This is a genomic window from Spirochaetota bacterium, assembly GCA_017999915.1.
GTDB lineage: Bacteria > Spirochaetota > UBA4802 > UBA4802 > UBA5550 > RBG-16-49-21.
Genome location: JAGNKX010000004.1, coordinates 18128 through 43981, shown reverse-complemented (window position 1 = coordinate 43981; position 25854 = coordinate 18128). Strand labels below are relative to the sequence as shown.

General features: G+C 52.0%; 15 protein-coding genes and 1 tRNA gene. 6 read left to right on the top strand and 10 right to left on the bottom strand.

The window, feature by feature from the left end; translation table 11 throughout:
- Positions 1-244: 244 nt before the first annotated feature.
- Positions 245-1066: an SDR family oxidoreductase gene (locus KA369_07265; GenBank protein ID MBP7735754.1), complete on the top strand. Its 822-nt coding sequence runs from the start codon at positions 245-247 to the stop codon at positions 1064-1066.
- A gap of 10 nt (positions 1067-1076) precedes the next feature.
- Here KA369_07265 and KA369_07260 read toward each other — a convergent pair whose 3' ends face one another.
- On the bottom strand, positions 1077-2192 hold the full coding sequence (locus tag KA369_07260) for a hypothetical protein (GenBank protein ID MBP7735753.1): 1116 nt from the start codon (positions 2190-2192) through the stop codon (positions 1077-1079).
- 302 nt (positions 2193-2494) lie between these two features.
- Here KA369_07260 and KA369_07255 point away from each other — a divergent pair, with 302 nt between their 5' ends.
- Both KA369_07255 and KA369_07250 read left to right on the top strand, forming a co-directional pair.
- A complete protein-coding gene (locus KA369_07255) occupies positions 2495-3442 on the top strand; it encodes a hypothetical protein (GenBank protein ID MBP7735752.1) in 948 nt (315 codons plus the stop codon).
- Positions 3443-3673: 231 nt separating this feature from the next.
- Positions 3674-4345 carry a hypothetical protein gene (locus tag KA369_07250; GenBank protein MBP7735751.1) on the top strand — a complete coding sequence of 224 codons (672 nt, stop codon included), beginning with the start codon at positions 3674-3676 and terminating at the stop codon, positions 4343-4345.
- A gap of 87 nt (positions 4346-4432) precedes the next feature.
- Here the strand turns inward: KA369_07250 and KA369_07245 are convergent.
- The 4 genes from KA369_07245 to KA369_07230 form a co-directional block, all read right to left on the bottom strand.
- A tRNA-Arg gene (locus KA369_07245) sits at positions 4433-4506 on the bottom strand.
- A 72-nt stretch (positions 4507-4578) separates the two neighbouring features.
- The gene (locus KA369_07240; protein MBP7735750.1) at positions 4579-5271 is read right to left on the bottom strand and encodes a hypothetical protein; all 693 of its coding nucleotides are present in this window, start codon (positions 5269-5271) and stop codon (positions 4579-4581) included.
- 19 nt (positions 5272-5290) lie between these two features.
- Positions 5291-8182 carry a hypothetical protein gene (locus KA369_07235; GenBank protein ID MBP7735749.1) on the bottom strand — a complete coding sequence of 964 codons (2892 nt, stop codon included), beginning with the start codon at positions 8180-8182 and terminating at the stop codon, positions 5291-5293.
- Between the two features lie 93 nt (positions 8183-8275).
- On the bottom strand, positions 8276-9763 hold the full coding sequence (locus KA369_07230) for an amino acid permease (GenBank protein ID MBP7735748.1): 1488 nt from the start codon (positions 9761-9763) through the stop codon (positions 8276-8278).
- Between the two features lie 286 nt (positions 9764-10049).
- Here KA369_07230 and KA369_07225 point away from each other — a divergent pair, with 286 nt between their 5' ends.
- The 3 genes from KA369_07225 to KA369_07215 all read left to right on the top strand — a co-directional run bounded on the left by KA369_07225 (position 10050) and on the right by KA369_07215 (position 17030).
- Positions 10050-13376, top strand: a complete 3327-nt coding sequence (locus KA369_07225; GenBank protein ID MBP7735747.1) for an efflux RND transporter permease subunit — start codon at positions 10050-10052, stop codon at positions 13374-13376.
- Positions 13377-13546: 170 nt separating this feature from the next.
- Positions 13547-15031 carry an OFA family MFS transporter gene (locus KA369_07220; GenBank protein MBP7735746.1) on the top strand — a complete coding sequence of 495 codons (1485 nt, stop codon included), beginning with the start codon at positions 13547-13549 and terminating at the stop codon, positions 15029-15031.
- A 307-nt stretch (positions 15032-15338) separates the two neighbouring features.
- Positions 15339-17030, top strand: a complete 1692-nt coding sequence (locus KA369_07215) for an AMP-binding protein (GenBank protein MBP7735745.1) — start codon at positions 15339-15341, stop codon at positions 17028-17030.
- A 12-nt stretch (positions 17031-17042) separates the two neighbouring features.
- Here the strand turns inward: KA369_07215 and KA369_07210 are convergent, their stop codons facing one another.
- The 5 genes from KA369_07210 to KA369_07190 form a co-directional block, all read right to left on the bottom strand.
- The gene (locus KA369_07210) at positions 17043-17654 is read right to left on the bottom strand and encodes a hypothetical protein (GenBank protein MBP7735744.1); all 612 of its coding nucleotides are present in this window, start codon (positions 17652-17654) and stop codon (positions 17043-17045) included.
- 133 nt (positions 17655-17787) lie between these two features.
- Positions 17788-18351, bottom strand: coding sequence for a hypothetical protein (locus KA369_07205; protein ID MBP7735743.1), 564 nt, complete (start codon positions 18349-18351; stop codon positions 17788-17790).
- A 36-nt stretch (positions 18352-18387) separates the two neighbouring features.
- Entirely contained in the window at positions 18388-19365 is a 978-nt protein-coding gene (locus KA369_07200; protein ID MBP7735742.1) for a hypothetical protein, read from the bottom strand.
- 110 nt (positions 19366-19475) lie between these two features.
- On the bottom strand, positions 19476-21005 hold the full coding sequence (locus tag KA369_07195; GenBank protein ID MBP7735741.1) for a carboxypeptidase regulatory-like domain-containing protein: 1530 nt from the start codon (positions 21003-21005) through the stop codon (positions 19476-19478).
- A 33-nt stretch (positions 21006-21038) separates the two neighbouring features.
- A complete protein-coding gene (locus KA369_07190) occupies positions 21039-25586 on the bottom strand; it encodes a hypothetical protein (GenBank protein ID MBP7735740.1) in 4548 nt (1515 codons plus the stop codon).
- Positions 25587-25854: the final 268 nt, after the last annotated feature.

Below are 25854 nucleotides of genomic sequence, written 5' to 3'. Positions count from 1 at the left end.
CGAAATGTCGTTTAATCACTTTATTGAATCAATTTTAGGTAGTGTCATGTTTTTTGTCAATACAATAGTTATGCGTGATCAACATATAACTCGCGTTTACTTTTACAGGCATGATATTCACGTGGCCCGGCAATATTTTTTCTTTACGTGACAATAACCTATTGTTATCATTGTAAAAAAAGGGCCGGTTTTCTGCATCAAGCATCATGAAAGGAGCCGGCGAAATAAAGAGGTATTACCGTATATGAAAAAATATTTCACCCACAAAACGATGGGCCGTACCGCCGTGGTCACCGGCGCATCCAGCGGCATCGGAGAATCCTTTGCCCGGCATCTCGCCCGTGAAGGATACAACTGTCTCCTGATCGCCCGCAGAAAAGATAACCTTGTATCCCTGGCCAGGGAGATCGAAGCCGCTCACGGGGTTAAAGCGACGGCTCTTTCAGCAGATCTCTCTACCGATAGCGGCGTGCGCCTTGCGGAGAAGCTGCTTGCCGGCGACGATTCGATCGAGGTGCTGGTTAACGCCGCGGGATTCGGCACCCGCGGTTTTTTCGCCGAAGTCGACACCGACAAGATACAACGCATGGTCTTTCTCCATACGCTGGCGCCGACCCGCCTCATGCGGTCAGTAATTCCCCGCATGGTTTCAAACCGGAGAGGTTACATAATAAACGTTTCATCAGTCGGGGCGTTTCTCACCACGTCCCACTACGTCACCTATTCCGCCACAAAGGCCTTCATCAATATGATGACACGGGGATTACGCGATGAGCTGGCCGGCTCAGGCGTCAGGATACAGGCCCTCTGCCCGGGACTCACAAGGACCGGGTTCATGTACACCGAGGAATTCAAGGACTTCAGCTATTCCGATATTCCCGGCTTCGCCTGGATGAACGCGGACGACGTGGTAAAGGAATCACTCGCCGCACTGAAGAAGGATAAGACCATCTTCATCCCCGGAGCGGGCAATCGGTTTTTCGTCCGCACGCTCACCGCGCCGCTGATCGGCTCCATCATCGGAGGAATTTTGGCTGTCATCGGCCGGGGCAAGAATTCATATTGACATGGTTTCCCTATGCCGGCTTGAATCCCCACTGCTTAAAGCCGTATTTGTCAAATGGAGCGAATATCATATTTTCGATGATGCCATAGCCCGTTTCATCACCGCACCGGATCTCTACAACTGTATCATCGAGTCCGTGCACATCATTGGCGACGGATTCTTCGCCGATGTTCCACCGCTCACCGTCTTCCCAGTACTCGCCCATCCATGTGCCGTGGCGGAACCCCTTGTATCCGACATAGGCTCCGCCCCGGAGATACATGGTGGTGAGCTCCTTCATGGTGAGCTCAATTTTTTTGCCGTCCCCGCAGGTAAAGACCGCCCTGCCCGCCTTCATTCTCTGGCTCCCGGGATGATATTCATACTGGTGATCGACCGCCGTGATCGGAACAGCCCTGGCGCCGCTCGCAATGGACCTTACAACGGAACCGCTGAGGTACTGGATCGAACCGTCGTTTTTTTCAATGAGATAGCAATACAGGCCCCAGTCCTTGAATTGCGCCGTGAGCCAGTTTATCATCATGGCCGTGAATTTCTCATGGTCCGGCGCCTGTACGCCCTGCTCGGCCGCGCCGGTCCCCATCCGTATTCCCCAGGAATGGTCCCTCTGGGCGTAATGGCTCTTTTCATCGATATCGTATTTTTTCCCGTCCACTTTTACCCATCCGCGGGCCCGTCCCAGCTGCGCGTAGCGGCAGGTATTGACGTACAATCGCCCCCTGCTTCGGCCGAACTGCGGATCTTCCTCGCCCGGGACCATTGTTCCCAGAAATTCCAGTTCGTAGCTGAACCCGTACTTGTTCTCGCCCATGACGATGCGCACCTTTCGAAAGGGATCAACGACCTCATAGGATAGGGGGCCCAGTGAAATTTCGTCGATCTTCGGCCTGAGGGCGCGGGAAATTCTCATGTTGTACTGTTCCCTGTTCCCGATATTGACGCATCCGTACCCGTCCAGCACGTTCCTGTTGGGGTACACGCCGAAACCCGTTGCCAGAACAATCTCTCCTTTCGTGTCGTGGACATTGCACCACAATTTTTCGGTCCATGCCCTGTCGCTCGTTTCCGGATGATCAAAGGTGGACACCACCTGGTGGCAGGTAAATTCATCGAACTTGGTAAGCATGTAATTATCCTCCAGCAATTTTTAAGGTGACTTCAGAGGGCCCGCAGGCGGAGCATGCATCAAGATCTTCTCATGTCCATCCCGGGCCTTTATATTTCTTTGTATTATATTCAGTTAAATCCCATAATAGATAAGCGTCAAGAAAAAAAGTCCGCTGATACATGATCCAGACATATACATGGCGGCATCCCTGATAATCAACAGATAATTCAGTTATTCTCGTTTTTTCATTTACAGGAAGTATTTACTATAATATAATTGTAATTGTTGGGTAACGACATATATATAGAGCCACCGCAATCATGGAACATGATAAAGATGAAATCCACGAGATAGATTATTATGAACTTTTTTATGTTGAAGCGATCTTAAGCGATTCTTCGTTTCCGCAATTCAGCAAGATAAAGCCTATCTTTGAACAGCTTTCCCTTGATGACTTCATAACATTCGTGGACAAGATCATCAGTGCAGATAATTACGAACTGACCACACAGTTCTTCTACTTTCTACTGCTCTTCCGCGACATGCCTCACCTCCAGGAATACATCAATTCGAAGAGGTTCTGTACCGAGCACCTGGAAAAATTCATCATCTTTACCTACGGCTTCTGCACCATGCACAACCACACCACGGACCGGATCATCGACGAGATCCTGTATTTCCTGTCCAATGAACGTCTTCTCGACCTTGTCCTGCAATCCCAGTACATCAAGCAGGACAAGTTGCTGCTTTTCTTTGTGCTCACGAGACTGGACACAAAGTACCTCAGTAAATACTTTTCAATGGTGAAGGACATTTCCGAGTTCAATAAGTATTTCCTGCAGCTGCCTGACGATATCATGAAGACATTGATATCGAGGAACTACCAGCTTTTTCAATACATCATGCTCATGATGCTTGAGGAAGGTTCCGGGGACAAAACCTACTTCTCGTTTTTCAATAAATACAAAAAGGAGATCGAGCAATTCGGCGTTCTCCATGACATGATCCGAAAATACAGGAAGGAGACCAGCTATATCCAGGATGTCAATCTTCCCTTTAACCGGAGGGACATGAGCCGCATCTCATTTCTTACAAACATGATAAAAGACCTCCCCGATCCCCACAGGGCCATCGAATATTTCAACACCGAATCTGTTTTTATCGACGAATTTGAAAAAAACATCGTATATGCCATCGTAACCGATCCCATTCTGCGGAATATCTTTCAGAACTATGACCAGATGCTGGAAGTCGCCAAGTTCGATTAGTACTTTTCCTTTATGGGCATTACACTGCTCCAGATTCTCAATAAAACAGTTGCATTTCTGATTTAATATAGTATATTGCGCATCATAGTAGAGGATATTGACGACGGACTTTGTATAAATCGGAATTTCATGCATACGATCGTCGTTTGATTCCGATTTTTTACAATGATCGCTCCCTGGGGTACTCTGAAGTATTTACGAGTTCCTTAATAACATCTTGGAGGATGTTCTATGAAAAGATTATTGTTGTTGTTTGCCATCCTTATGGGCCTCATTGGCCTGGGGGCAGCCCCTGCCCATGCAGTGGGATTCGGCCTCTTCGGTAATTTTGACGGTGGTAAAATGGTATGGGAGGGATATGGGGCAGAGTTCATGAACTATGGCGGCGGTTTCGTATTGGATACGAACCTTGCCATGGATTCGGTTTTTAATTACCGCCTTGAGCTCGGTTTTAGCAATCTGCGAACCCCCTACGAGGTCAAGGAGATGGATTTCGCAAAAACATTCTTATTCATAAATATACTCAACTTACCGTACCGACAGGATAAAACGGTTACCCATTATGAAAATTCGCTGCTCATGAGCACGGTCCACTATTTCGGATTCGGCGTGGTAAGGACAAAAAACGTGCGCTTCTGGCTGGGACCGCAGCTCACCATTGCCGGTATGCTGACAAACCTTACCGGTCTGATTGCCGGCTTGGGGTTTGCCATGGGTCTGAATATCAACATCGGCGATGTGTTTACTCTTTCCTTTGTGGGGTCCGGAAGGTACATCGGAGGCGTCAGGGTCTACACGTATAATGGCACCCACTATACCGCCGGAGGATACGGAGGAGATGGTTTGATAACCATGGCCTTCATCTTCCGCGTTCCTTCTGACAACTTCAAGGGACGCCGATAAAAAATACACGGTTTCATGCAATTATTGTCCCTGCTCCGCGTCTTAACCGCGGCGCAGGGATACCATGACAACGGTCAGGTGAGCATGCGCGCCCGGCAGGAGTCGAACCTGCGACCTACGGATTCGAAGTCCGGCGCTCTATCCAGCTGAGCTACGGGCGCAAATGTTTTAATTACCTTACTATATCACCATACCAATATTTCATATAGATCGCCGTCATTCAAGCACAATCATCACCTTGGGTGAACATAGGGCGCCAGTGCCTCCCTCCATACCATGTATCCCTTGCCATTGAGATGCACCCCGTCTATCGAATATGACGGGTCGAGCCCCCCCGAGGCATCAGCCATGGCGCCGTAAATGTCCAGATAGATAACATTGTCATTGTCCGCGAGGGTCCTGAGCCTTTCATTCAGGCCCGGTATCAGTCCGGGCGGGACCGGCGCCTTTTTCTGATCGGTGGGGAGAACGCTCTGGATATATATTTTCGTCCGTGGCGATTCCGCTCGGATCCGGGCAATTATCTTCTTATAGTTTTCTTCTATCCGGGGAATGGTTCTTCCTATTATGAAGTCGGCGCCGCCGATCATTATGAATATCTTTTTCGGCTTCATGGTAATTATCTCTTCCAGCCTGTTCAGGACACCGTCTGTGGTGTCTCCATCGATGCCGCGATTTACGATGCCGCAACGGCCGAACAGCTCGGCCCACTCGCACCGGTCCGTCTGGCTGTCGCCGATAAAAACGATATCGGGTTTCCCGCCGCTTATCGTCGCGAAATGGCTCGTCTTGCTCTCGTAATAGTCGGCACGAAAGGGCCTGGTCATTTTCCGGTAATATTTCCAGCCGGTGACGCCGATGATTCCGGCGGCAAAAAGTATATTAACGGTTATTGATACGGCGCAGATCATCGTCTTTCTTTTCATGGGAACAATCGCCCTGCATTCACAATATTCTTTTCTTTTTACAATAGTTCAGCGCCGATTCGATTTCCAGCTGGTCTTTCAGACCGGGATTTTCATCGATGAAGCTCAAGAAAGAAAGAAATGCCGGTTTGTGATACACTGCAAAATGGACGGCCCCATCATCACCCGCCGCAAGGCTATCGAAGAATGACTGCATCTCGGCAATGCGTTCCGCCACCGCGGCATCATCAATCCCGGCTTCGTAGAGATCCCGGAACTCCTCGATTTCATGGGAAAGGCGGATCGATTCCTCGCCGGTTTTCATCATCTCTTTCTGCCGGATTTCGATCAGTTTCGCCCCGTTCCCTTTTTCATCAGGCCCGGCCAGTGAAGATCCATTACCTTCCTGATCGGGCCCGCCGCTTTCATTCACCGCCCTTTTATCCGTTTTGACCATGTCGGCCGCCAGTACTTCCACCGACTTTCTTATTCGATCAAGTCTTTCATCATGGGTGTCATCGACCCAGCCCTTCCTTAACGACACGGGCCTGAGCCACCTCTGCAGAATTATTATCTTTTCCTGGCAATCGAAAACATCAGAGTTTTTTATTAAAGCCAGGGATTCGTCAAAATTATCGGAATCGAGCATCTTTGATATCTCCGTTTTCACCTCGCTGCCGACACCGGACCCTACGAGATAGCGAGAGACGTCTGCCGCAGCATCCATTTCAGCGAGCAGGTCCAGCAGAGCCATCAGATTTTTTCTCTGATCGGTATCAGCTATATCCCTCATGGTAATGCGCACTTTCGCGGGTTTTTTCCTTTCACGGAAAGAGGCCCTTCGGTGAAAAGACTTGTCTTCAAAAAGCAGCTCATCCTTTACGACAAATTCCTCATTCTCGACCGCCATCGTTTCATCAAGGTCTTCTTCAGAGACAGCGGGCTCCTTTTCGTCAAGCAAGTAGTCATCTGTGTCGCCCGTTCCGGGAGTCGAAGGTTCCGACGGATTATCCTGCTCCAGCTGCCGCCCCTCGTCCAGGAGGAAAGAATCCTCGGGAGGAACAGCGCCGCGCTCTTGTTCTCCCGGCGATTCCTGCGCTGCCCCATCCTCATCAATGCCGACAAGAAGCGCATCCAGCTCTTCTCCGGAAACGATCGCGTTCACCGGAGCGATAGTCTTATTGTCCGGGTCTGCGGCACCTATGTCTCCGGGACTAACCCTGACGCTATCTCCGAGAAGGGCCTCCATATCTTCTCCGGCAATCCCATCGTCAGCAAGCTCTTCTCCCGACACAAGGATTTCCTCCGATAGTTCGCGGAGGTCTTTCTCGTCATGTCCAAGCGAACGGATATCCTTTTCTTCGCCGGGAAGATCGCTTTCGGCCGAAACAGCATTATCCGCTTCGGGTTCCACCGATCCTTCCTCCGCGGCGATTTCTTCAGAATAGTCGTCAAGGAGGGCATCCAGCTCGTCCCCGGAAACGATCACGTTTTCCGGGACGGCCTCCCCGTGGCCAGGGGCGGCTGCCGGGGCATCCGCCTCCCTTTCCCCGGAAACATCATTGATAAGTTCTTCCATAATCATCGTTTCAGCGACATCAACGATAGCGCCGTTTCCATCTGATTCTTCCATGGTGTGAGGTGCATCGGCACCTTCGCCACCGGCCTCATGTTCTTCTTGAATGTCATCGAGCAAAGCGTTTTGTTCTTCCGGGGATATGGCGCCTTGATTGACAGGATCCTCTTCATGCAGCAAATCGATGTCAACGGCATCCTCATCAGATTCTGCAGCACCCGCACCGCTTTCCTGCAATTGCCCTTCAGTTTCTTCTGATTCTTCGCCATGATCAACAGGTGGAGATTCCTCGACGATATCCTCCTCTTGTACGATATCCTCCAGGACCTGCCTTACCCGGTCATCAAGTGAAGCGTCCGCAAGCCACAGGGCCAAGACCTGCTTGACGGTTTCAGCGGCCTTCCTGCTGTTGTAGACCTTCTCGTTCTTGATGTATATCCCCTTAATGATGCCCCTGATTTTGCCCTCATCATCGGGATCGACCGCATCAAGATAGTCGGTTTTTATCATGCGGGCGTATCGTGTAATTGCGTTTTCACTTATATGCCTGTCCATGGTTCGTGGATCAATATTCTTTTCGACGGGTTCATCCCCTGAGTAACTATCGTCATCGGAAGTCGCCATGACACACGATTCGGGCTCCATTTCATCAGAGGGTGCTTTTGTATCGAAATTTCCGACATCCCAGACCAGTCCTGATTCCTCAGCCAGCTGGGGGACATAGTGGCGGAGATCATCATCCCAACCCATCCTCGCTAGCAGAATTTCCGCGGCATCATCACCCAGGCTGCCGTGGAAGCCTCCCATTATCCGCCGAACCATGGAGCGATTCATCTCGGTGTCCTCGCCGAGGCCTTTCTTCATCTGTATCAATGTCGTTTCGACCGCTTTCAATGACTTCGCAAGGGCCGGATTGATGGTGCGCAGAACGAGGTCATAGAATTTTACGACCATGTAATGGCCCTCGGAACCTGCCATTCGCACGATGACCCTTTTCAAGGCACGGGGATCCGGCGTTCCGCCCGCGGCGAGGACGATATTGACATCACGGGCATAAAGGAGATAGCGCTCGGAAAAAAGCCTGTTGACGAAAATATCAGCCACGGCGTTAAGATTGAGATTGGCAAGGACAGGATGGAGGGCCCTCGCCAGCAGTTTTTCGAATTCATAATAGTCTGAAAAGGCTCCCTCTCTCAGCCGTTCGGCTATGCGGCGCGCGAGTCCGCTGCGGGGAATATTGAGAGTGAGGCGGCCGGCTTCGATTAGCTCATCGACAATCTCGGCCCTTTTCCCCGGATTTTTCCTGAACCGTTCAATGAAAAAATCTATTTCGTCGCCCATATTCATCTGTATCATTACCGCATTTTCATGCTTCAATGGCTGACTGGCGTGTGAGTATTATCAAATTAAATAATTACAGTGCGGTCTAACTCCGCCATATTATCCGTATCACGAAATGATGGGACCGTCATCCGGCCTGGTCGGCTTTTTCCGCGCATGGCGTTCGCCGTACGTGGCATAGATGATAAACCCTATAAACATCCAGATCAAGAGCCTCATCCACGTGTCACCGGGAAGCGCAAACATCTGCGCAAGCGAAACAAGGGCCCCCATAATGGGAACAAAGGGCATGAAAGGCGTTTTAAAGGGCCGGTGCAGCTTCGGCTTCGAATATCGGAGGACCATGACGCTTATGCAGACGATCACAAAGGCCAGGAGGGTCCCTATGGAAACCATTTCTCCGAGAAGGCCTATCGGGAACAGACCCGAGAAGAAGACAGCGGCAGCGCCGGTTACCAGCGTGGTTACGTAAGGTGTCCTGTACTTGCTGTGGACCTTCGCGAAGGTCCCGGGGAGCATCCCGTCCTTGGCCATGGTGAAGAAAATCCGCGACTGCCCGTAGAGGAGTACCAGCACCACCGAGGTAAGGCCCGCGATGGCCCCCAGTTTGACTATGGGTCTGAGCCAAAAATAGTCGTCGCCCAGGGAGTTGATTCCCACGGCAATGGGGTCCGGGACTCTGAGCTGGGTATAGCTCACGATCCCGGTCAGGACAAAGGCCACCAGTATATAGAGGATCGTGACAATGGTTAGCGATCCGAGGATACCGATGGGCATATCGCGGCGGGGATTTTTGACCTCCTGCGCGGCCGTCGATACCACGTCAAAACCGATATAGGCGAAAAATATAACACCCGCCCCACGCAGGATGCCGCTCCATCCGTACTCACCGAAAACGCCGGTGTTTTCCGGTATGAATGGCGTCAGGTTGTCCATCTTGATGAAAAATATCCCGAAGCCGATGAAAAGGATTATGACTGTGACCTTTAGTATGACAATGACGTTATTGAAGGAAGCGGATTCTTTTATGCCAAGTATCAGGAGGAAGGTAAACACGAGGACCACCAGTACTGCCGGAAGATTGATTATGGCGCCGGTGGCATACCACCCGAGCTTCGGGTCATGGGCAAAGGGCGCGCTGGAGAGATACGTGGGAATGATGATGCCAAAATCCTTAAAAAAGCTGGTGACGTATCCAGACCACCCCACGGCAACGGATGAGGCGCCAAAGAGATATTCCAGGATCAGATCCCACCCTATGATCCAGGCAAAAACCTTTCCCAGGGTCGCGTAGGCATAGGTATAGGCGCTGCCTGAGACCGGGATAAGGGAGGCAAATTCCGCGTAACAGAGGCCGGCAAATCCGCAGGCAATGGCGGATATCACGAAGGATAGAACGATGGCCGGACCGGTATACTGCGCCGCCACCTGGCCGGTGAGGACGAATATGCCGGCACCCACGATGACGCCCACCCCCAGCATGGTCAGGTGCAATGGCCCAAGGACCCTTTTCAGCGAGTGTCCGTGATCCTGAGTCTCAACCATCAATTCTTCTATCGGTTTTCGCTCGAGGTGCTTTTTTATTCTATGCTTCATAGAGATGGACCACCATTCTATTTGTGTACAAGAGAGAGAATTGTCATTTGACAAAATAGCAATAAAGTATCTATTGACAAGAACAATTTGGTTTTTACACTCATGCATGATATATGATGATTATGGAGCTGGAAACCTATCTTTTCAGTTGAAAAAACCGCCGCAGATGCATTTTTCAATGATATATAAAAAAAACTATTTTTTTCTTGCATAAATTTAACCATTTGGTTAAACACGTCCAATCTATTAAACATAATTGTTACAATCTGAGAGGTTTGATCAATCTATGAATATAGCCCGTTTAGCCATCAAGCGACCCATCCTTATAACCAGTATTGTATTTGTCCTTATCTTTGTCGGATTATTATCTATGAACCGGCTTGGCGTAGACATGTACCCGGACGTCGAATTTCCCTATGTCGTCGTTCAGACAGTCTACGTCGGTTCCTCACCTGAGGAGATAGAGAATCTCATCTCGAAGCCCATCGAGGACCAGGTAAGCTCTATTTCAGGATTGAAGCACTTGCAATCGAGGAACATGGACAGCGTGTCCCTTGTCATCGCCGAATTCAACCTCGACGTCGACCCGAAATACGCGGAACAGCAGGTCAAGGACAAGGTGGACCAGATACGCAAGGACCTTCCCGAAGATATAGAAGAACCTCTCGTGGTATGTTTCGATCCGGCGAGCATGTCGATCGCTCGGATCGCCCTTTCGGCCGACCTGACAACGAATGAGCTTTACGATCTGGCGAAGGAAGAGCTTACTGTCGCACTACAGCAGGTTAACGGCGTCGCGCAGGTTAAGATTGTCGGGGGACGCCGGCGAGAGATACAGGTGGAGCTGGACCGCAATAAGCTGAATCAGAGTAAGGTATCCGCACTGGCTGTCGCAAACGCCATCAAGAGCGCGGGGATGAACATTCCTGTCGGTAAAAACGAAAAAGGCGACAAAGAAACCTCGTTCAGGACCGTGGCACAATTCACGGATGTCAACCAGATAGCCAATGCCGTGGTGCAGTTTTCCGGCGATGTGGGCAACGCTATCTCCGTCAAATCCCTCGGCACCGTAAGCGACGGATCCGAGGAAAGAACAACCTACGGTTACCTGTACGCGCCGATAAACACCACGGCTGAAAAATCAGGTTTCTTCAGTTCAAAAAAGAAAAAGATCAAGCGTGAAATGAAGCCCGCCCTGTTCCTCGAGGTTTACCGGCAGTCAGGGGCCAACACGGTTGCCGTTCTCGACGGAGTTACCGGACGAATAAAGAAGTTGAATGCGGAGATGAAAGACCGCGAAGGCAAGCCGAAGCTCAACCTCATCTATGACGGTGCGAAGATCGTCCGCATGAACCTGGACGAAGTAAAGGTCACGATTATACTCGGCATCGCCCTGGCCATAATCGTAGTGTACCTCTTCCTGGGCAACATACGGTCGACATTAATTACTGGCATCGCCCTTCCGAACAGTCTCCTTGGGGCCTTTATATTGATGTATATCATGGGCTATACCATCAACGTCATCTCACTGCTGGCCCTTTCCCTGACGGTTGGCCTCCTGGTCGATGACGCCATTGTTGTCCGGGAGAACATATTCCGAAAGCTCGAAGAAGGCATGCACCCCATGGATGCGGCTGAAAAAGGGACCACCGAGGTCATGCTGGCTGTCATAGCCACGACCCTCACCATCATGGCGGTCTTTGCCCCCATTGGGTTCCTGGGCGGCATAACAGGCCAGTTCTTCAAACAGTTCGGCTTCACCATTATTTTCGCCATGGCCATCAGCCTCTTTGACGCCCTCACGGTGGCGCCTTTCCTTTCAGCCTACTTCGCCGGTAAAGGCCACGTGGCGCAGAACGTCGTTATCCGCAACTTCGAGCGTTTCCAGCGATGGATGGAATCATGGTACGGCAGGATCATGACCTTTACGCTGGACCATCCGCTTCTCATCATGGGAATCACCACCATCATTTTTGTCGTTAGCCTTGCGACCGCGCCCTTCATCAAAAAGAACTTCATGTCCTCGAGCGATTTCGGTGATTTCAACATATCCCTTCAGCTGCCTTCCGGCACGAGCCTGGACGGTACCAACGAGGTCGCGAATAGGGCGGCAAAGCGTATACTCGAAATTGCCCCTGAAATGAACACGATGTCCATTATCGTCGGCATGAACGCAATGAACACCGCGCAAACCAACTTTGTCACCATGGGCCTCTCCCTGGTCGACATGAAAGACCGCAAACGCACCGCGCCCGAGATTAAGACCGCTATCAGGAATATGCTTTTAAAGGAATTCCGCGATGATCGTCCGAAGCTCACTGAATACAGCCTGGGGAACATGGCGATGTCGGCCTATGTCCTGAACATAGTCGGCAATGACTTGCAAGTTCTTGACGAGTATGCGCAAAAGTTCTACAAAGAGTTACAAAAGAGCCGAGACCTGTCAGACGTCGATATCAGCTCGGAATCCGGCAAGCCCGAGTTCCAGGTCGTGTTTAATCCGAACGAAATGCAGAAATTCGGCGTCATGCCTTCCATAGCCGGCTCCGAACTCCGATACCAAATAGCCGGTGAGGTTGTGGGCGAGCTTCACGCCAAGGGGATCGAATATGATGTGCGCCTCCGCCTGAAGCCTGATCAGCGTGACTTGCGTTCCGCCTTTGAAAATACCAAGGTCCCGAACCAGATGTACCGCATGGTGCCGCTTAAAGCCATAAGCAACGGCGTGGACAAATTCGGCCCCTCCCAGATACTCCGGTATGACCGTTCCCGTGTCGTACAGATTACCGCGAACCTTACGCCCGATGGCGCCATGGGCTCAGCTACGGATTTTTCGATGGATCTCCTCAAGAAAAAAATGCCGCCCCCGAAAGGAATAACATATAACTTTGTTGGACAGGCCGAGGACCTGAAGGAGCTGATGGGAGATATAATGCTCGCCATGCTGCTGGCTGTCATATTCATATACTTCATTCTCTCCAGCCTCTACGAGTCATTCATTACGCCAGTCACAATCCTCATGGCCCTGCCGCCTGCACTTTCCGGCGCGCTTTTGGCACTGTATATTTTCAGTCAGCAACTGAACATGTTCTCCATGATCGGCATGGTCATGCTGATGGGCCTGGTCACCAAGAACTCCATTCTCCTTGTCGACTTCGCCCTGGAGGGATACCGGTCCGGCATGACTCGGAAGGAGGCGATCTACAAGGCCGGCATGACCCGATTGAGGCCGATCCTGATGACCACCTTTGCCATGCTGGCGGGAACACTTCCGATCGCCCTGGGCATCGGAGAGGTATCCAAATTCCGCATGGCCATGGGTATTGCCATCATGGGCGGCCTGATCCTGTCAACATTCCTGACCCTTATCGTGGTCCCGGCCCTTTTCGAATACATCGACATCTTCCGCGAATGGATTGAAAGCAAGTTTCGTCCCTCTTACAAAAAAGAGGAACACAATGTGATGGAAGAGATTGATGAAGAAGAGGAAATAACGGATGAAAACCATGATCCTATTACTATAAAAAGCCTATCCGGCGACCCCGGTCAGGCAGAAAGGCCCAAAGCAAGGCACACGGCCAATCCCGGGAAACCAAGAAGGAAAAAGAAATAAGCCGGCGTCCAACTCCCCGTATAAATTACGGGGAGTTGTCGTTTTAATGATTGACTTATACATCACCCTCTATTAAAAACTTCCAATTTTGTTTTTCAGAACCTAACGTCGCATAATTCTGTACAACTCAATCACACATTTCAAAAAACCTCAGGAGGTAGTTTTACATTATGGCTGACACACATGCATTCGGGATGGCTGCCGAAAAAGGGAGATGGCTATTCGTGGTCTTCGGACTGGTGATGAACCTCTGCCTCGGCAGCGTCTATTCCTACGGGGTATTCAAGCCCCATGTTGAATTCGAATTCAACAAGAAAAAAGCGGAACAGGCCGGAGTCGCCGTCAATTCCATCGACAAGGACCTGCTCAAGGGCATATTTTCGCTCAAAGGGGACGGGGCAGAGAAGTTCTACTCGTCAACAAAAGCCATCACCCCGGAACAGGTCGCGGAGATATTCAAGCTGAAACCTGATGTAGAAAAAGACAAAGTTAAGATTGATAATTTTACCAAGCTGATCCCGGCGCTGGCGGACAAGGACCTTGAGCTTCTCAAGGGCGTGAAAAAAGTCACCTCCCTTGAAGGGAATCTTCCTTTCATGCTGTTCCTTGCTTTCTTCTCAATACTCATGTTTTTCGGCGGGAAGATCATGGAGAAACTTGGTCCCAAGAAGCTCGCCCTCATCGGCGGCCTGATCGTCGGCCTTGGATGGGGTCTTTCATATTTCGCCCAGAACATATACATGCTGATGCTCACCTATGGCGTGGTCGCCGGCTCCGGCGTGGGTCTCGCCTATGGCTGCCCGGTTTCCCTCGGCGCCCGCTGGTTCCCCGACAAGAAGGGCCTCGCGGTAGGCCTCATGCTGGCCGGTTTCGGCGGTTCAGCGCTCCTCACCGCTAACATCGCAAGCGCGCTCATACCTAAAGTGGGACTGTTCACCACGTTCCTCTATTTCGGTGTCGCCTTCGCGATTATATTGGTACTCCTTTCCCTGCCTTACAAGTTCCCTGAAGCAGGGTGGAAACCCGCCGGGTGGTCAGTTCCCGCCGGTGCCGCTGGCGGTACCGATTTATCCGCCGGAGAAATGGTTAAGACCGCCGCGTTCTGGGGCCTTTTCTTTGCATTCCTCATCGGTTCAATAGCCGGACTCATGGCTATAGGCATCTCGGCGCCCGTCGGCCAGGATATTATCAAGGTTACCGCCGCCCAGGCCGCGATGTTCACCGGCATTTTCGCCATATTTAACGCTATCGGCCGTCCTATCTTCGGCACCCTGACCGACAAGATCACGCCGAAATGGGCCGGCGTCCTTAACATGTCCATCATCCTGGTCGTTTCCCTGATCATGCTTTTTGCAGCCGGCGAAGGCACTACCACCGCTTATGTGGTCGCCTTCTGCGGCTTCTGGCTCTGCCTGGGCGGATGGCTCGCCATCGCACCCGCGGCTACCGCTTCCTTCTTCGGAATGAAGAACTATGCTCGGAACTATGGTGTCGTCTTCTTCGCCTACGGTCTCGGCGCCCTCATCGGCGGCCTGATCTCAGGCTTTGCGAAGGACCTTTTCGGAAGCTTCACGGTGGCTTTCTACCCTACCGCCGGTCTCGCGGTGCTTGGCATTATTCTCTGCATTGCGTTGCTCAAGCAGCCTCAAAAGTAATATTCTTTACAAGCATTCGAAAAAGCCGGCACAATGCCGGCTTTTTTTTTGCTGATTAGCGTCCAGTATAAAAATATAATACGCCTTGACAAAGTATCCATATTGAACTAAAATAATTCCAATAGCAGTTATCATGTTGCATGAAGCCGCAAGGGGGAAGCGGATTGCACGATGGCATGGAAATTTCATTTTCATGGATGATAGTTGCCGCACCAACCGTATTTTCTCTTCTCCCCATGAGGGGTAGTAATAAGTTATGCCCCCATCATTTTCAAAAAACCACACTATACTTATGAGGGAGGATACTATGAGCGACGCATATTCGGATAAGCCGTGGCTGAAGCACTATGACAAAAATGTCCCGCCGACCCTGCCATACGAGGAAAAGTCCTTTGCCGAGATGTTCGCGGAAACCGTCGCCCAGTATCCCGACAAGACAGCCCTCATATACATGGGCCGCGCCCTGAGTTTCAAGGAAGTGGATGATCTTTCCAACAGGCTGGCCAATTTTCTCATCGATAGCGGCCTGCGCCCCGATGACGTGGTGGGCCTCCATATGCCCAATATCCCGGCCCACTACATAGCCATTATCGGCGTCCAGAAGGCGGGCTGCGTCTCCACCGGCCTGAGCCCGCTCCTCACGGCAGCCGAGATGGAACACCAGCTCATCGATTCCGGGACCAAGATCGTCATTACCGTGGATATCCTGCTCGAAAAGATCGCCGAAGCGTCGGCCAGGGCCGCCTTCACCACGGTCGTGGTGACTGAAATCGCAGATTTTCTTCCCGGTATCAAGCGGGTCCTCGGTAAGCTCTTGAAAAAAATCCCGACCGCTGAAGTGAAGCCGATCGCCGGCAAATCCATTAAACGCTTCATGGAAATAATGAACCAATCCAAAGCCGACCCGGTCCACGTTAAGCGGGGCTTTGATGACATGATTTTCATGATGTACACAGGGGGCACTACGGGTCCCGCAAAGGGAGCCATGCTGACCCAACGCAGTTACATGAGCAACCGCCGGCAGGTTCTGTCGTGGCTTGACATCAAGCCGGAAGATATAGCCCTGTCTGCCTTCCCGCTCTTCCATATAGCCGGCCTGGCCCTGGGCGGATTCACCATCACCGACGGCAACACCCAGATCTGCGTGCCCAATCCCCGGGATTCCCATTTCATCATTGAGGCGCTCAAGGCATACAAGCCTACGTTCGTGGTAAATGTCCCCACGGTCTACTTTGAGCTTTTAAAGCAGCCCGCCTTCAGGAAGCTTGACCTCAAGGAGCACCTGAAATGGTGCCTGAGCGCGGCAGCGCCGTTCCCCGCGGAATACATCAAGGACCTGGAATCGATCATCGGGAACCAGAATTTTATAGAGCTCTACGGCATGACCGAGATGTCGCCCGTCATGATCTGCAACCCGCGATTCGGCGTAAAGAAGCCGACCTCCATCGGCATGCCCCTGTCCGACACGCTGGTCAAGCTTATCGACCCCGAGACGGGCCAGCCCGCCAAGCTCGGCGAGCCCGGAGAGATCGTGATAACGGGGCCGCAGATCATGAGGGGTTACTACAAGAAGCAGGATGAAACCGATAATGCCGTCAGGGACGGCTGGATGCATACCGGCGACGTGGCGTACATGGACGAGGACGGTTACTTCTATATCGTGGACCGGGTCAAGGACATGGTCATCGTATCCGGCTTTAAAGTCTTCACAAGGGAGCTCGACGAGGTGCTTGCGAAGCACCCTGATATAGCCATGGCGGCCTCGGTCGGCATTCCCGACCCGGAACGACCGGGATCGGAGCGGGTCGGTATCGCCGTTGTGCTCCGCCCGGGCATCGCCAAAAGCGACGAACAAAAGACGAAGCTCATCCAGTATCTTCGCGACAACGTGGCGCCATACAAAGTGCCGAAGGTCGTCGAGTTCATGGACGAGCTCCCTACCAGCGGCGTCGGGAAGATCCTGAAGCGGGAGATCAAGAAAATGCTGACCAATCGCTGATTTTCATTAGCCTTAGAGGATCCTGCATCCGGCATTCAGCGTAACCGCCACTGACTGCAGCGGCTTTCCGGCTGTGAAGGTTATGCTGTAACTGATATCGGCCCCTATGAGTATGCCCTGCCATATATCATAGTAGCAGCCTGCGGAAAGACCGAAAATATTAACGTATTCCACGATACGTTCTTTCAAAAACATAAAATATGGGTTCCTTGATCTATATTCGATGCGCGACATGCCGTCCCAGATGCGGCCATAGAGGGTCAATGTGTTCCAGGGCATTTTAAAGTGATGCCGGTACACAAGACCGGGATAGAACTGCATCAGGACGATTGTCGAATCATACCTGAATTGTATATGATCTCTCTTCATCATGGTATACCGGAAATGAAGCTCCGGGGAAATCCCCGCAAGATTGAGCGCATATATTCCCAGGGCCCATGAAAAAAGATGTGATGGTGTGAACCTCTCTCCATAATCGGCCACCGGTATATGGCCGCCGTAGCCCGCGAACATACCGATGTATTCCCTGTCTTTCCATCCAGGGGAAGACATCTTTTTATTACTATCGTTTCCTCGGGCCGGCTTCTCTTTCATCCGGTCATTCCAGTCAACCTGCCCCTTCATTGTAGAGTTGCCTTCTTTTATTTCTCCGGTTCCACCGTTGATTTCTGTATTTTTAACGTCAATGGGATCCTGCGCAAAACCGTTAGTATGATAAACAAGCGCAGTGATAAGAATGATGGATTGAATGAGAGCTTTATTCATGATAATCGCCTGAATGTTGTGTGATATTTATACTGCGCAAATCCGCCAATTCACCGCCGGTATCCACAGGTGTCATGGAAGGCACCTTCCTGTTCCGACTATCCCGTACATGGTCTAACATGACACCGGCGGGACCATATAATCCGCCTGTCTTATACACCAGGTACGAAAAAAGGATGATCAGGTAGAGGGCCATGACAATGCCCATCCCGGTAAGGAGATACCGGGTACTCCTCTCGCGTGCCTTTATGAGCTCATAATGATTCTTCACGGCTGTCATGCTGCGAGCATGGTCCCGGAGAACCCTATCCGAACTCACGGTGACGCCGGAGTCATTGGATCTCCTGGAATACTCGAGAAAGGATTTCACGATGGCATCCTGCGTTGCGATCGCCTTCCCGAGATCCTCGGCCCGCCTGGCACTGCCTCCGGACAGGTTATCACCGGCCGCTGCCACCGTCATTACAACAATGACCGCGTACGTGGCCAGGGTCAGCGCAGACACTTTCACGGCAAGTCCGAACCTGGATTTTTTGTTGACGAGCATATTATTCATGAAATTACGATCCCTCCCGGCCCCGGCCATCTGTTATTAAAATCTATACCGCACTCCCGCCTGCGCGCCGGCGTACAGAGCGATGTCGCTCCTCTCGAAAAATATGACAAATTCGGGCGCAAGGATAATGGCGAAATCGCCCGGAAGAACGATATTGCCCACGATTCTAGCTCCTATCTCCGGGTGCAGATAGCGTTTCCTGCAGCCCCTTGTTATCCCGGCGAACCTGGCAAAGGAGACCTGGCACCCGGCTCCGACCATGGGGCCGATCCGTAAATATTTCCCCGCCGGAAATGTGATTCCCCAGAGAAGCATTACGTCAAAGGAGCTGTAGAAAGCCGTTCCTGGGGTCTTGAAAGAATGAAAAAAATACCTGCCCCTTATCATGAGCACATCGCCGTCCAGGAATACCCGTGAAATCCCCGCATCGAACCCAGTGCCGCACCCGGCCTTCAGGATGTTACTTAGCTTCCCCACCGGAAATATTGCTGCTCCGAACAGGGTGATCTCCACATCGTGCCTTAACGGAGTTGCCGGTGCCGAATCGAGATACGCTTTCAGCGCCGATGACAATCTCCTGGCGATAGCGTATAGTCCCTGCCTTCCGGTTTTCTCGACGAGGTTATACACGATTTTTTTCCGTGAGGCGCCGTATATAGAGAATTTACAGTGATAGCGATCTTCCCTGACCACTTCCCGAAGATAGGGAAATGCCGCCCCGTCAATGGAGCGGCCATGGTCCCGGGTGTTTTTATCGACCGATCCGGTCAGTACGATGTCAGCTGACAGCATGCCGCCACATTCCCCGGCGCAGATCGCTGCATGGCCTGGCTTGGCTCCCGGCTTCAGTCCCCCTCCCGCCGATGCCCTATCAACCGGAATAATCACGATCCCGGGAAGCGAGCCGATCTCTTTTACCAGCAGTCCGGTTATAAACGATCTTTCTTCGCCTCCGCAGTTTGTCACTCCGACGACAAGGGCGACAGTTCTTTGCGGCGCCTCATGCCTACCCATTCCCGCCGCATCTCTTCCTCGCGCCCGCAACGGCGCGACTGCAAAGGCATAGAACACTACCAAAGAGAATAGTACCTTAATGCATTGATGACTGTAAGAACCGTCCCTTTTCATTTATTAAACCTGAAAAAAACGTCCGCGTTTACCGCCCAGAAATCTATCGACGCTGAATAATCATTCTTCATATAGCCGGTGACAAGGTACGTACCGTCGCAGCCGGGAACAATGGAAAAGGCCTCTCCATCCCCGGGATTGACGATGGTTTTTCTTTCCAGCCCGCCCCCTTCAAAACCAACCCTGATCACAAGCGGGTTTCCATAGAAGTTGTTTGATGACGTTTTGCCGACGGCAAAGATTCCCTCCGGGGTGATGCACATACCGTTAATCGCTTCGTCGTCACCGCCGCCGTTCACATCATTACAGTCCCAAACAACGGAGCCCCTTGAATCGATCCGCATCATACGCGCCCGGACGCGGCCCTTATCCCTGTCAGTGGAATATCCCCCGAGGATGAACCCGCCAGCCACGTCTTTAATGGCCGTGTCGAAGGTATCCTCGCCGGGCCTGCCGTAAAAGCGGCTCCACCCAGGGGAGCTGCCGGAGACGGAAAGAATATTTCCGGAACCGTCGATCATAAAGGCCCAGGAGTCCATATCTCCCGAACCATCCGGCCTGCCGTGGCCCGCCACAAAGTACACACCTGGACAGGCTTCAATTACCGCGCTACCCCGGTCATTGCCGCCGCCGCCATAGGATTTTTCGAAAAGCACTGAACCGGCTTCGCTGATCCCCACAGCATAGGCGTCCTCTTCCGCGGTTTCGGTCTCGGTTACGCCGGTGAGGACCAATTCCCCCATGGAGCCCTGAATCAGCGAGTTCGCCCGGTCGTCTCCGGCGCCGCCGAAAACATGCTCCCGGTTCGATACGACATTCCCATCCCGATCGATGATGATCAGCCAGGCATCCTTTCCTCCATGGCCCCTGGAAGAGGTATATCCTGCAGCCGCATAATTATGGGCCGTTGTTTCAATTATTGAACGGATCTCCTCTTCACCACACCCGCCATAGTAGCGGTCCCATATCACATTACCGCCGCTGTCGATTTTCACCATCCTTCCGTCACGGCTGAAGGATCCGCTCCGCAGGGAATACCCATACCCCGCCAGGAGATACCCTCCGTCCGATGTGGCGCAGGCGCTGAATGCCCTCTCTTCCAGACCGGTGCCGTAGGTGCGCCACCACAGGGACGCCCCCGCCATGAAATCGACATCCGACGCCCTTCCTTCCACTGCCAGGTCCCTGGCCGGCGGGTACATGCGATATCTTTGCCCGGACGGTGTCACCGTGTAGTTCCCCGGAGATGGAAGCAATGCTATGTAACGGCCCTCCCTGTCCGTGATGACCGTTACATTCGCCCCGTCCCCGCCGGTTACGGTGACGGTCACTCCCTCGATGCCGGATCCGTCCTTCAGAACCCTGCCGGAGATGATGCATCGTGATACTGCCTTTCCTTCGTCTGGTCTGAAGAGAAAGACCATCTGATTGTCCATTGACGCCTTCGCCTTGTCCGCTATCATGCTTTCGCAGGAAACAATGGGCAGGATCATTGGCATTACCATTAATATGTGATATAGTTTCATATCATGGAGCCTCTCCTCGCCGCTCAATACAAATCACCATGGCAGTTCCGGAGAACCTCCTTCTACGGGAACATCTGTTATCCGATGTATCAGGCCTTCGCTACTGTAAAAAGTTATATTAACCGTACCTGAAATATGGACCGTCTTCCATTGGGCGAAAGCTCCCACATAATCCCCGACCCACAGATCATCAGCAACAAGGAGTGAATTGAACGACACGGGCAACCTTGCCTCGTTGGCAATCTGGTTGCCGTTTAAATCCGATTCGGTTCTTATCACAGTGCCGGAGACCGTATATCTGACGACTCCCTCGGGATTGTTAATATTCACCAATGACAGATCTGCATACCACCTTGTTCCACGCTGAAACAAAGCGCTCCATTCAAGGGACGGACTTCCGAAACTGAAGTCTGTGCCCGTGACAAACTCTTTGGTTTCAGAGTCAACGCCTCCATAGCCATCACGGTTTACTCCGCGCATCCTCACCAGGTAGGTTCTCCATGGCAATAACTGTTGGGTCGCATACACCAGGGGGAGCGGATTAGCATCAGCGGCGGTATCATGGCTTTCCCAAATGGTCACGGCGGGATCTGTCACTTTCCATTCGATCAGATAGTGATGGGCGCCTTCACATTGGATATTGTGAATGCCAATGCGCCTGTTGTTCCCCGGATTCTCCCCGAGATCGAAAGTCGGCGCGCCCGGCGCCGTGCAATCGGGCACTCTCACCGGCCTTACCAGGGTTGCGTCATCACCGGTTTTCACCTCGATATTACCCGCACCGTCCCAGTACGACGGCTCGCTTCTTCCATACTTGTTATAGCCGATCACCGCGACCAGATATCTTTGACCGACCGCAAGATCCGGAATGACTTGCCGAAACAATTGACCCGGGATTGACTGCGACGGCTCCAGGGAGATCCTGTCCCAGCTCAAGGGGCTTTCACCGAAAGTTATATAGGGGGCGCCCTGCACGCCGGGATTGACCATGCGATAATATATCTCGTAGCTGTCGGCAAACCGCGAATTTATATTGCTCAATTGTATCATGCCGCAGCTTCCCGCCACGGTATACCTTGGGAGATCGACGGCATTGGCCTGCATGTCCGGGAGTTTTTCCGCAAGGGAAGCCCGGATGTCGAATTTCCGGTACTCCACCGGGGAAAAGAAGTAATCATCCAGATTCGCCCCGTTGAAACCGACCGCCGCGGTGAGATTATGTTTCAGCGTCTCTTCGATGTTGGAAGCGTCAGTGGTATCGTTATCCACGACCAGGTTCAGCCAATCCAATACGGGAGCCATGCTGTTATCGGGCAGGAATGCCGGCTGCGCCTTAGACCAGAACGTGTCCCGGTACACCATATCGGCCGGAGTCCTGATGTAGAGATCCACCGTTTCACGTCCGCCGAAAAAGGCGTTGTGGCTGTTGGCGAATTGCTTCGAGTATTCGTCATTTGTCCCGGTGGGCGCCTTGAAGAAAATGTGGAACCTCTGGGTGTCGTAATCGACATAGCTATGAAACCTGCAGTCTATCGTCTTTTCACCGTACACATCCGCGGCGGCCCTGTCATTCCCCTCGAGCTTGAGGCGGCACCACCCGTCCCCATTGTTGAAGTTCACCTCGAGGTCTATGGCATTGACATCGAATAGTTTTTCGCTCACGGCTGGTTTGTAAATCCTCTGGGCTGCGTAGCGGTCATGGGCGAGGGTGACGAACTGCAGCTCGTTTTCGGCCATCCTCGGGCCCAGGCCGCAGGCGTCGCTGTTGTTGTTGAGAGCGTACACTTCTACCTTGTACACCCCCGGTTCCCCGATCTCTCCGGGCGGATTGGTCATCTGTATCCTGTTCAATCCCCTGTGTCCAATGAAATCCTTTACCGGCACGGTATCTTCTTTCAACGGCGGTTCATATCCGTTGTGAGAATAGTTATATGGCCCTTTTACCTTGATGATGAAGTATTCGGTGTATTCCGCGTCGGCCACGCGGACGTATATCCAATTGTCCGCGAGCCCGGCGGCGCTGAAGGTGAAACCGTGCCTGCCTCCCGGCGCCGTGCAATTCTGCGAATCAGATTGGTACTCCACCGCATAGACATGGGCAAAGGCCTCTTCTTTTTTATTGTTCATGCTGGCCGTGTACACCGGCACTCCGTTGATCGTTCCCAGCGCCGTCACATTGACCACATACTCAAGGCCGCCCTGCGAGAGAAGGCTCCCCTGGACCAGGCCGATCCCCCGGCCGTCGGAGTCGACGGTTCTGCTGTGAATGAACACCTCCCCGTTGTTTCTGGCCAGCTCTTCGGCGCCCAGCACGATTTTTCTCCATTGTGCTTCATTGGCGTTTCTTCTGAATTTTATCTCGTATCGCTGCGCGTTCTTTGATTCATTGATGGTGACCTTTATATTATTGAACCCTCCCTCGGCATAATGGGAAAATTGCGCCGGGATCCCTTCGGCCGCTTTTGCATCACTTTCCAGCGTATAGTGATTGTTCACGCCTCCGCCTTGAAGAAATCTCGAGTTATTGGCGAACAGGAACCTCGAATCGGTGAGATTCAATTCCAGGTGCACCACGTCGTTTTTCACGATCCTGCCGAGATACCTGGACCGGGCAAACTCGCCCTCGTTGGTAAGCCTGTTCCAGCTCGTGCCCATGGTGAAGTATTCCCTGGACTGCACCGGAGTGAAAGAGCAGGCCTTGAAGTATTCATTGTAATCGCGGATGTCCATGCATATGATCTCGTAGCGCTCCCCGGCCCAGATAGGATCGTTTATATCACCCTCAAAATAACGGCCGTTGTGGAGTATGATCCAGTACTTCATTTTCATCAGCTCTTCCCGTTCGAGGTACTCGTTTGGATTGTAGGTTGAATTGTCCATGACGTCGAAGGGATTGTACGCCCTCAGGGGGCCTATCCGCCTGATCGTCTCAATCCTGCGGGTCTGGTTGTATTCATCGACATAGGACTTCACGTAGGTTTCGAAGAGCCGCCACTGGTTCCCCTTTTTATTGGACGAATACGCATACTCCTTCTGATTATCAGCCTCGGGGATGAACCCTTCCTTCCATTTCAAACCGGTATTCTGTACTGTCAGGATATTGCCATTTGTGTCAGCCTCCCATGTTTCCCCCCGGCCGATGGAATCGCCGTAGATGTTAAACAGCGCCTTCTTTAACGATATGCCCGGCGTGACGGTGCCGTCCCCGGCCACGTCGAAGGCGGCCACGCGGTAGATCTCCCTGGTGTTGGCCCCCACGATCTTGATGAGGGCGGTCCTGGCCTTGGCCGTCTCCTCCACGATTTTGAGATTGTCGGCCCCGGGGTTGTAATTGGAATCATCAACCCTGGTCATGTCATAGTTGACCACGGTGATCTGGGGCATGTAGCCGTTGGCAAGGGCCTGCTTCACCTCAAAGGTGTTGAGGCCGCTCACCTCGATAGTATAGGGCCCCAGCTCCTCGTCGCCGTAGATCTCCTGGTCGAATTCGCTGTAGTCGTCGTTGCGGAGCCGGAAGGTCTTCACCGGCAGAATTGCCCCTCCCGCTGTCCTGAAAGAGAGAGTGCAGATGACATTGCTGATCCGCACCGGCATGTTCACCGTGTCGTTCTTGATGTAGAGACCGGCGCGCACAAAACCGGCATTGGGCCCAACTTCATAGGTTTCCTTGGTCTTTTCGCTCTTGCGGAAATTGGTGGTCATGGTCTGGATCTTTTCGTCCCTGAACTCGATGCCGTTCCGGTCCAGGTTGTCCGCGTAGTCCACGTCCTGGAACACGGTCTTTTCCGACATGGTGGATTGAGCAAACTTGCTTGATATGCTGTAATTCTGGCTGTTGCTTGATTTTGTCGATGTACTTGTTGAGGAATTCGCAGCGGCAGCGCCACCCATGGGGCTAATAACAGGGAGTCCAATATTTACACTCAGATCAGTTTCAGTTGAGTGTGAATCGCCATAAGAGAAGGCGTCGCCATTATCAGTGGACTGGCTCTCCTTTGTCACATAGGGGGTCGTCTTGGTATTCATCTGGGCGTAATGCCTGTTCTCCATGCTGTTGGCGATGGTCTGCTTGGTATCGCTATTATCGATCACTTCGGTGTAATTTTCACCGGTGGCGGTCTCGCTTTTGCGAAGCTCCATGACAATGGGCGTCGTTATGCGGGTAACGACGCGGGGGTAATCAGCCACCATGGACCCTGACATGACTTCCAGGTCGTTTTCCACTCCGTCGCCGTCCCAGTCATTTTCAACCCTTACGCCCGTCGGGTCGGCGTCCACCACGCCCATGGCGTAACGCGGTATGGAAATCCCCAGGGGGGCGCTGAAGATCGGGTGAAGTCCTCCCGCCGGCTTGAGGGTTATCTTCCCCGAATTGCAAGGATCTTTTTCGTCACTGTCATGATTCTGCGGATCAACCGGCTGCGGAGCAGCGACCGGACCGATGGTGCCGGGATCAACATCCTCGATCATGAGTGGAGTCGCTTTCTTACCCAGAAAATCATTCTTGCCGCAGCCCTGGACTATAACTACCGCTGTCACTGATAGAATCGAAACAAGAGTTTTACATAATCTTATGTTCATACTTTTACCCTCATTTATACTATTCCCGATCATTTTCAGCGATCAGACGCGTCAATGATATGGAGGAATCCTTTTTTTCCGCGAAGGCATAGGTCGATCCTTGCGGTATGTAAACCGTTAACGGCATTCTATTGCTTTTCAAAGGGAGCCCGGACGATTTGGTCTTATCTTTAACTTTTAAAGATTACATCCGGCCAATGATTGATTCATCCTTCTACAAGGTGGTAACGATTTGCGGATTATTTTGACAAAATTTTTTATGAGGTGG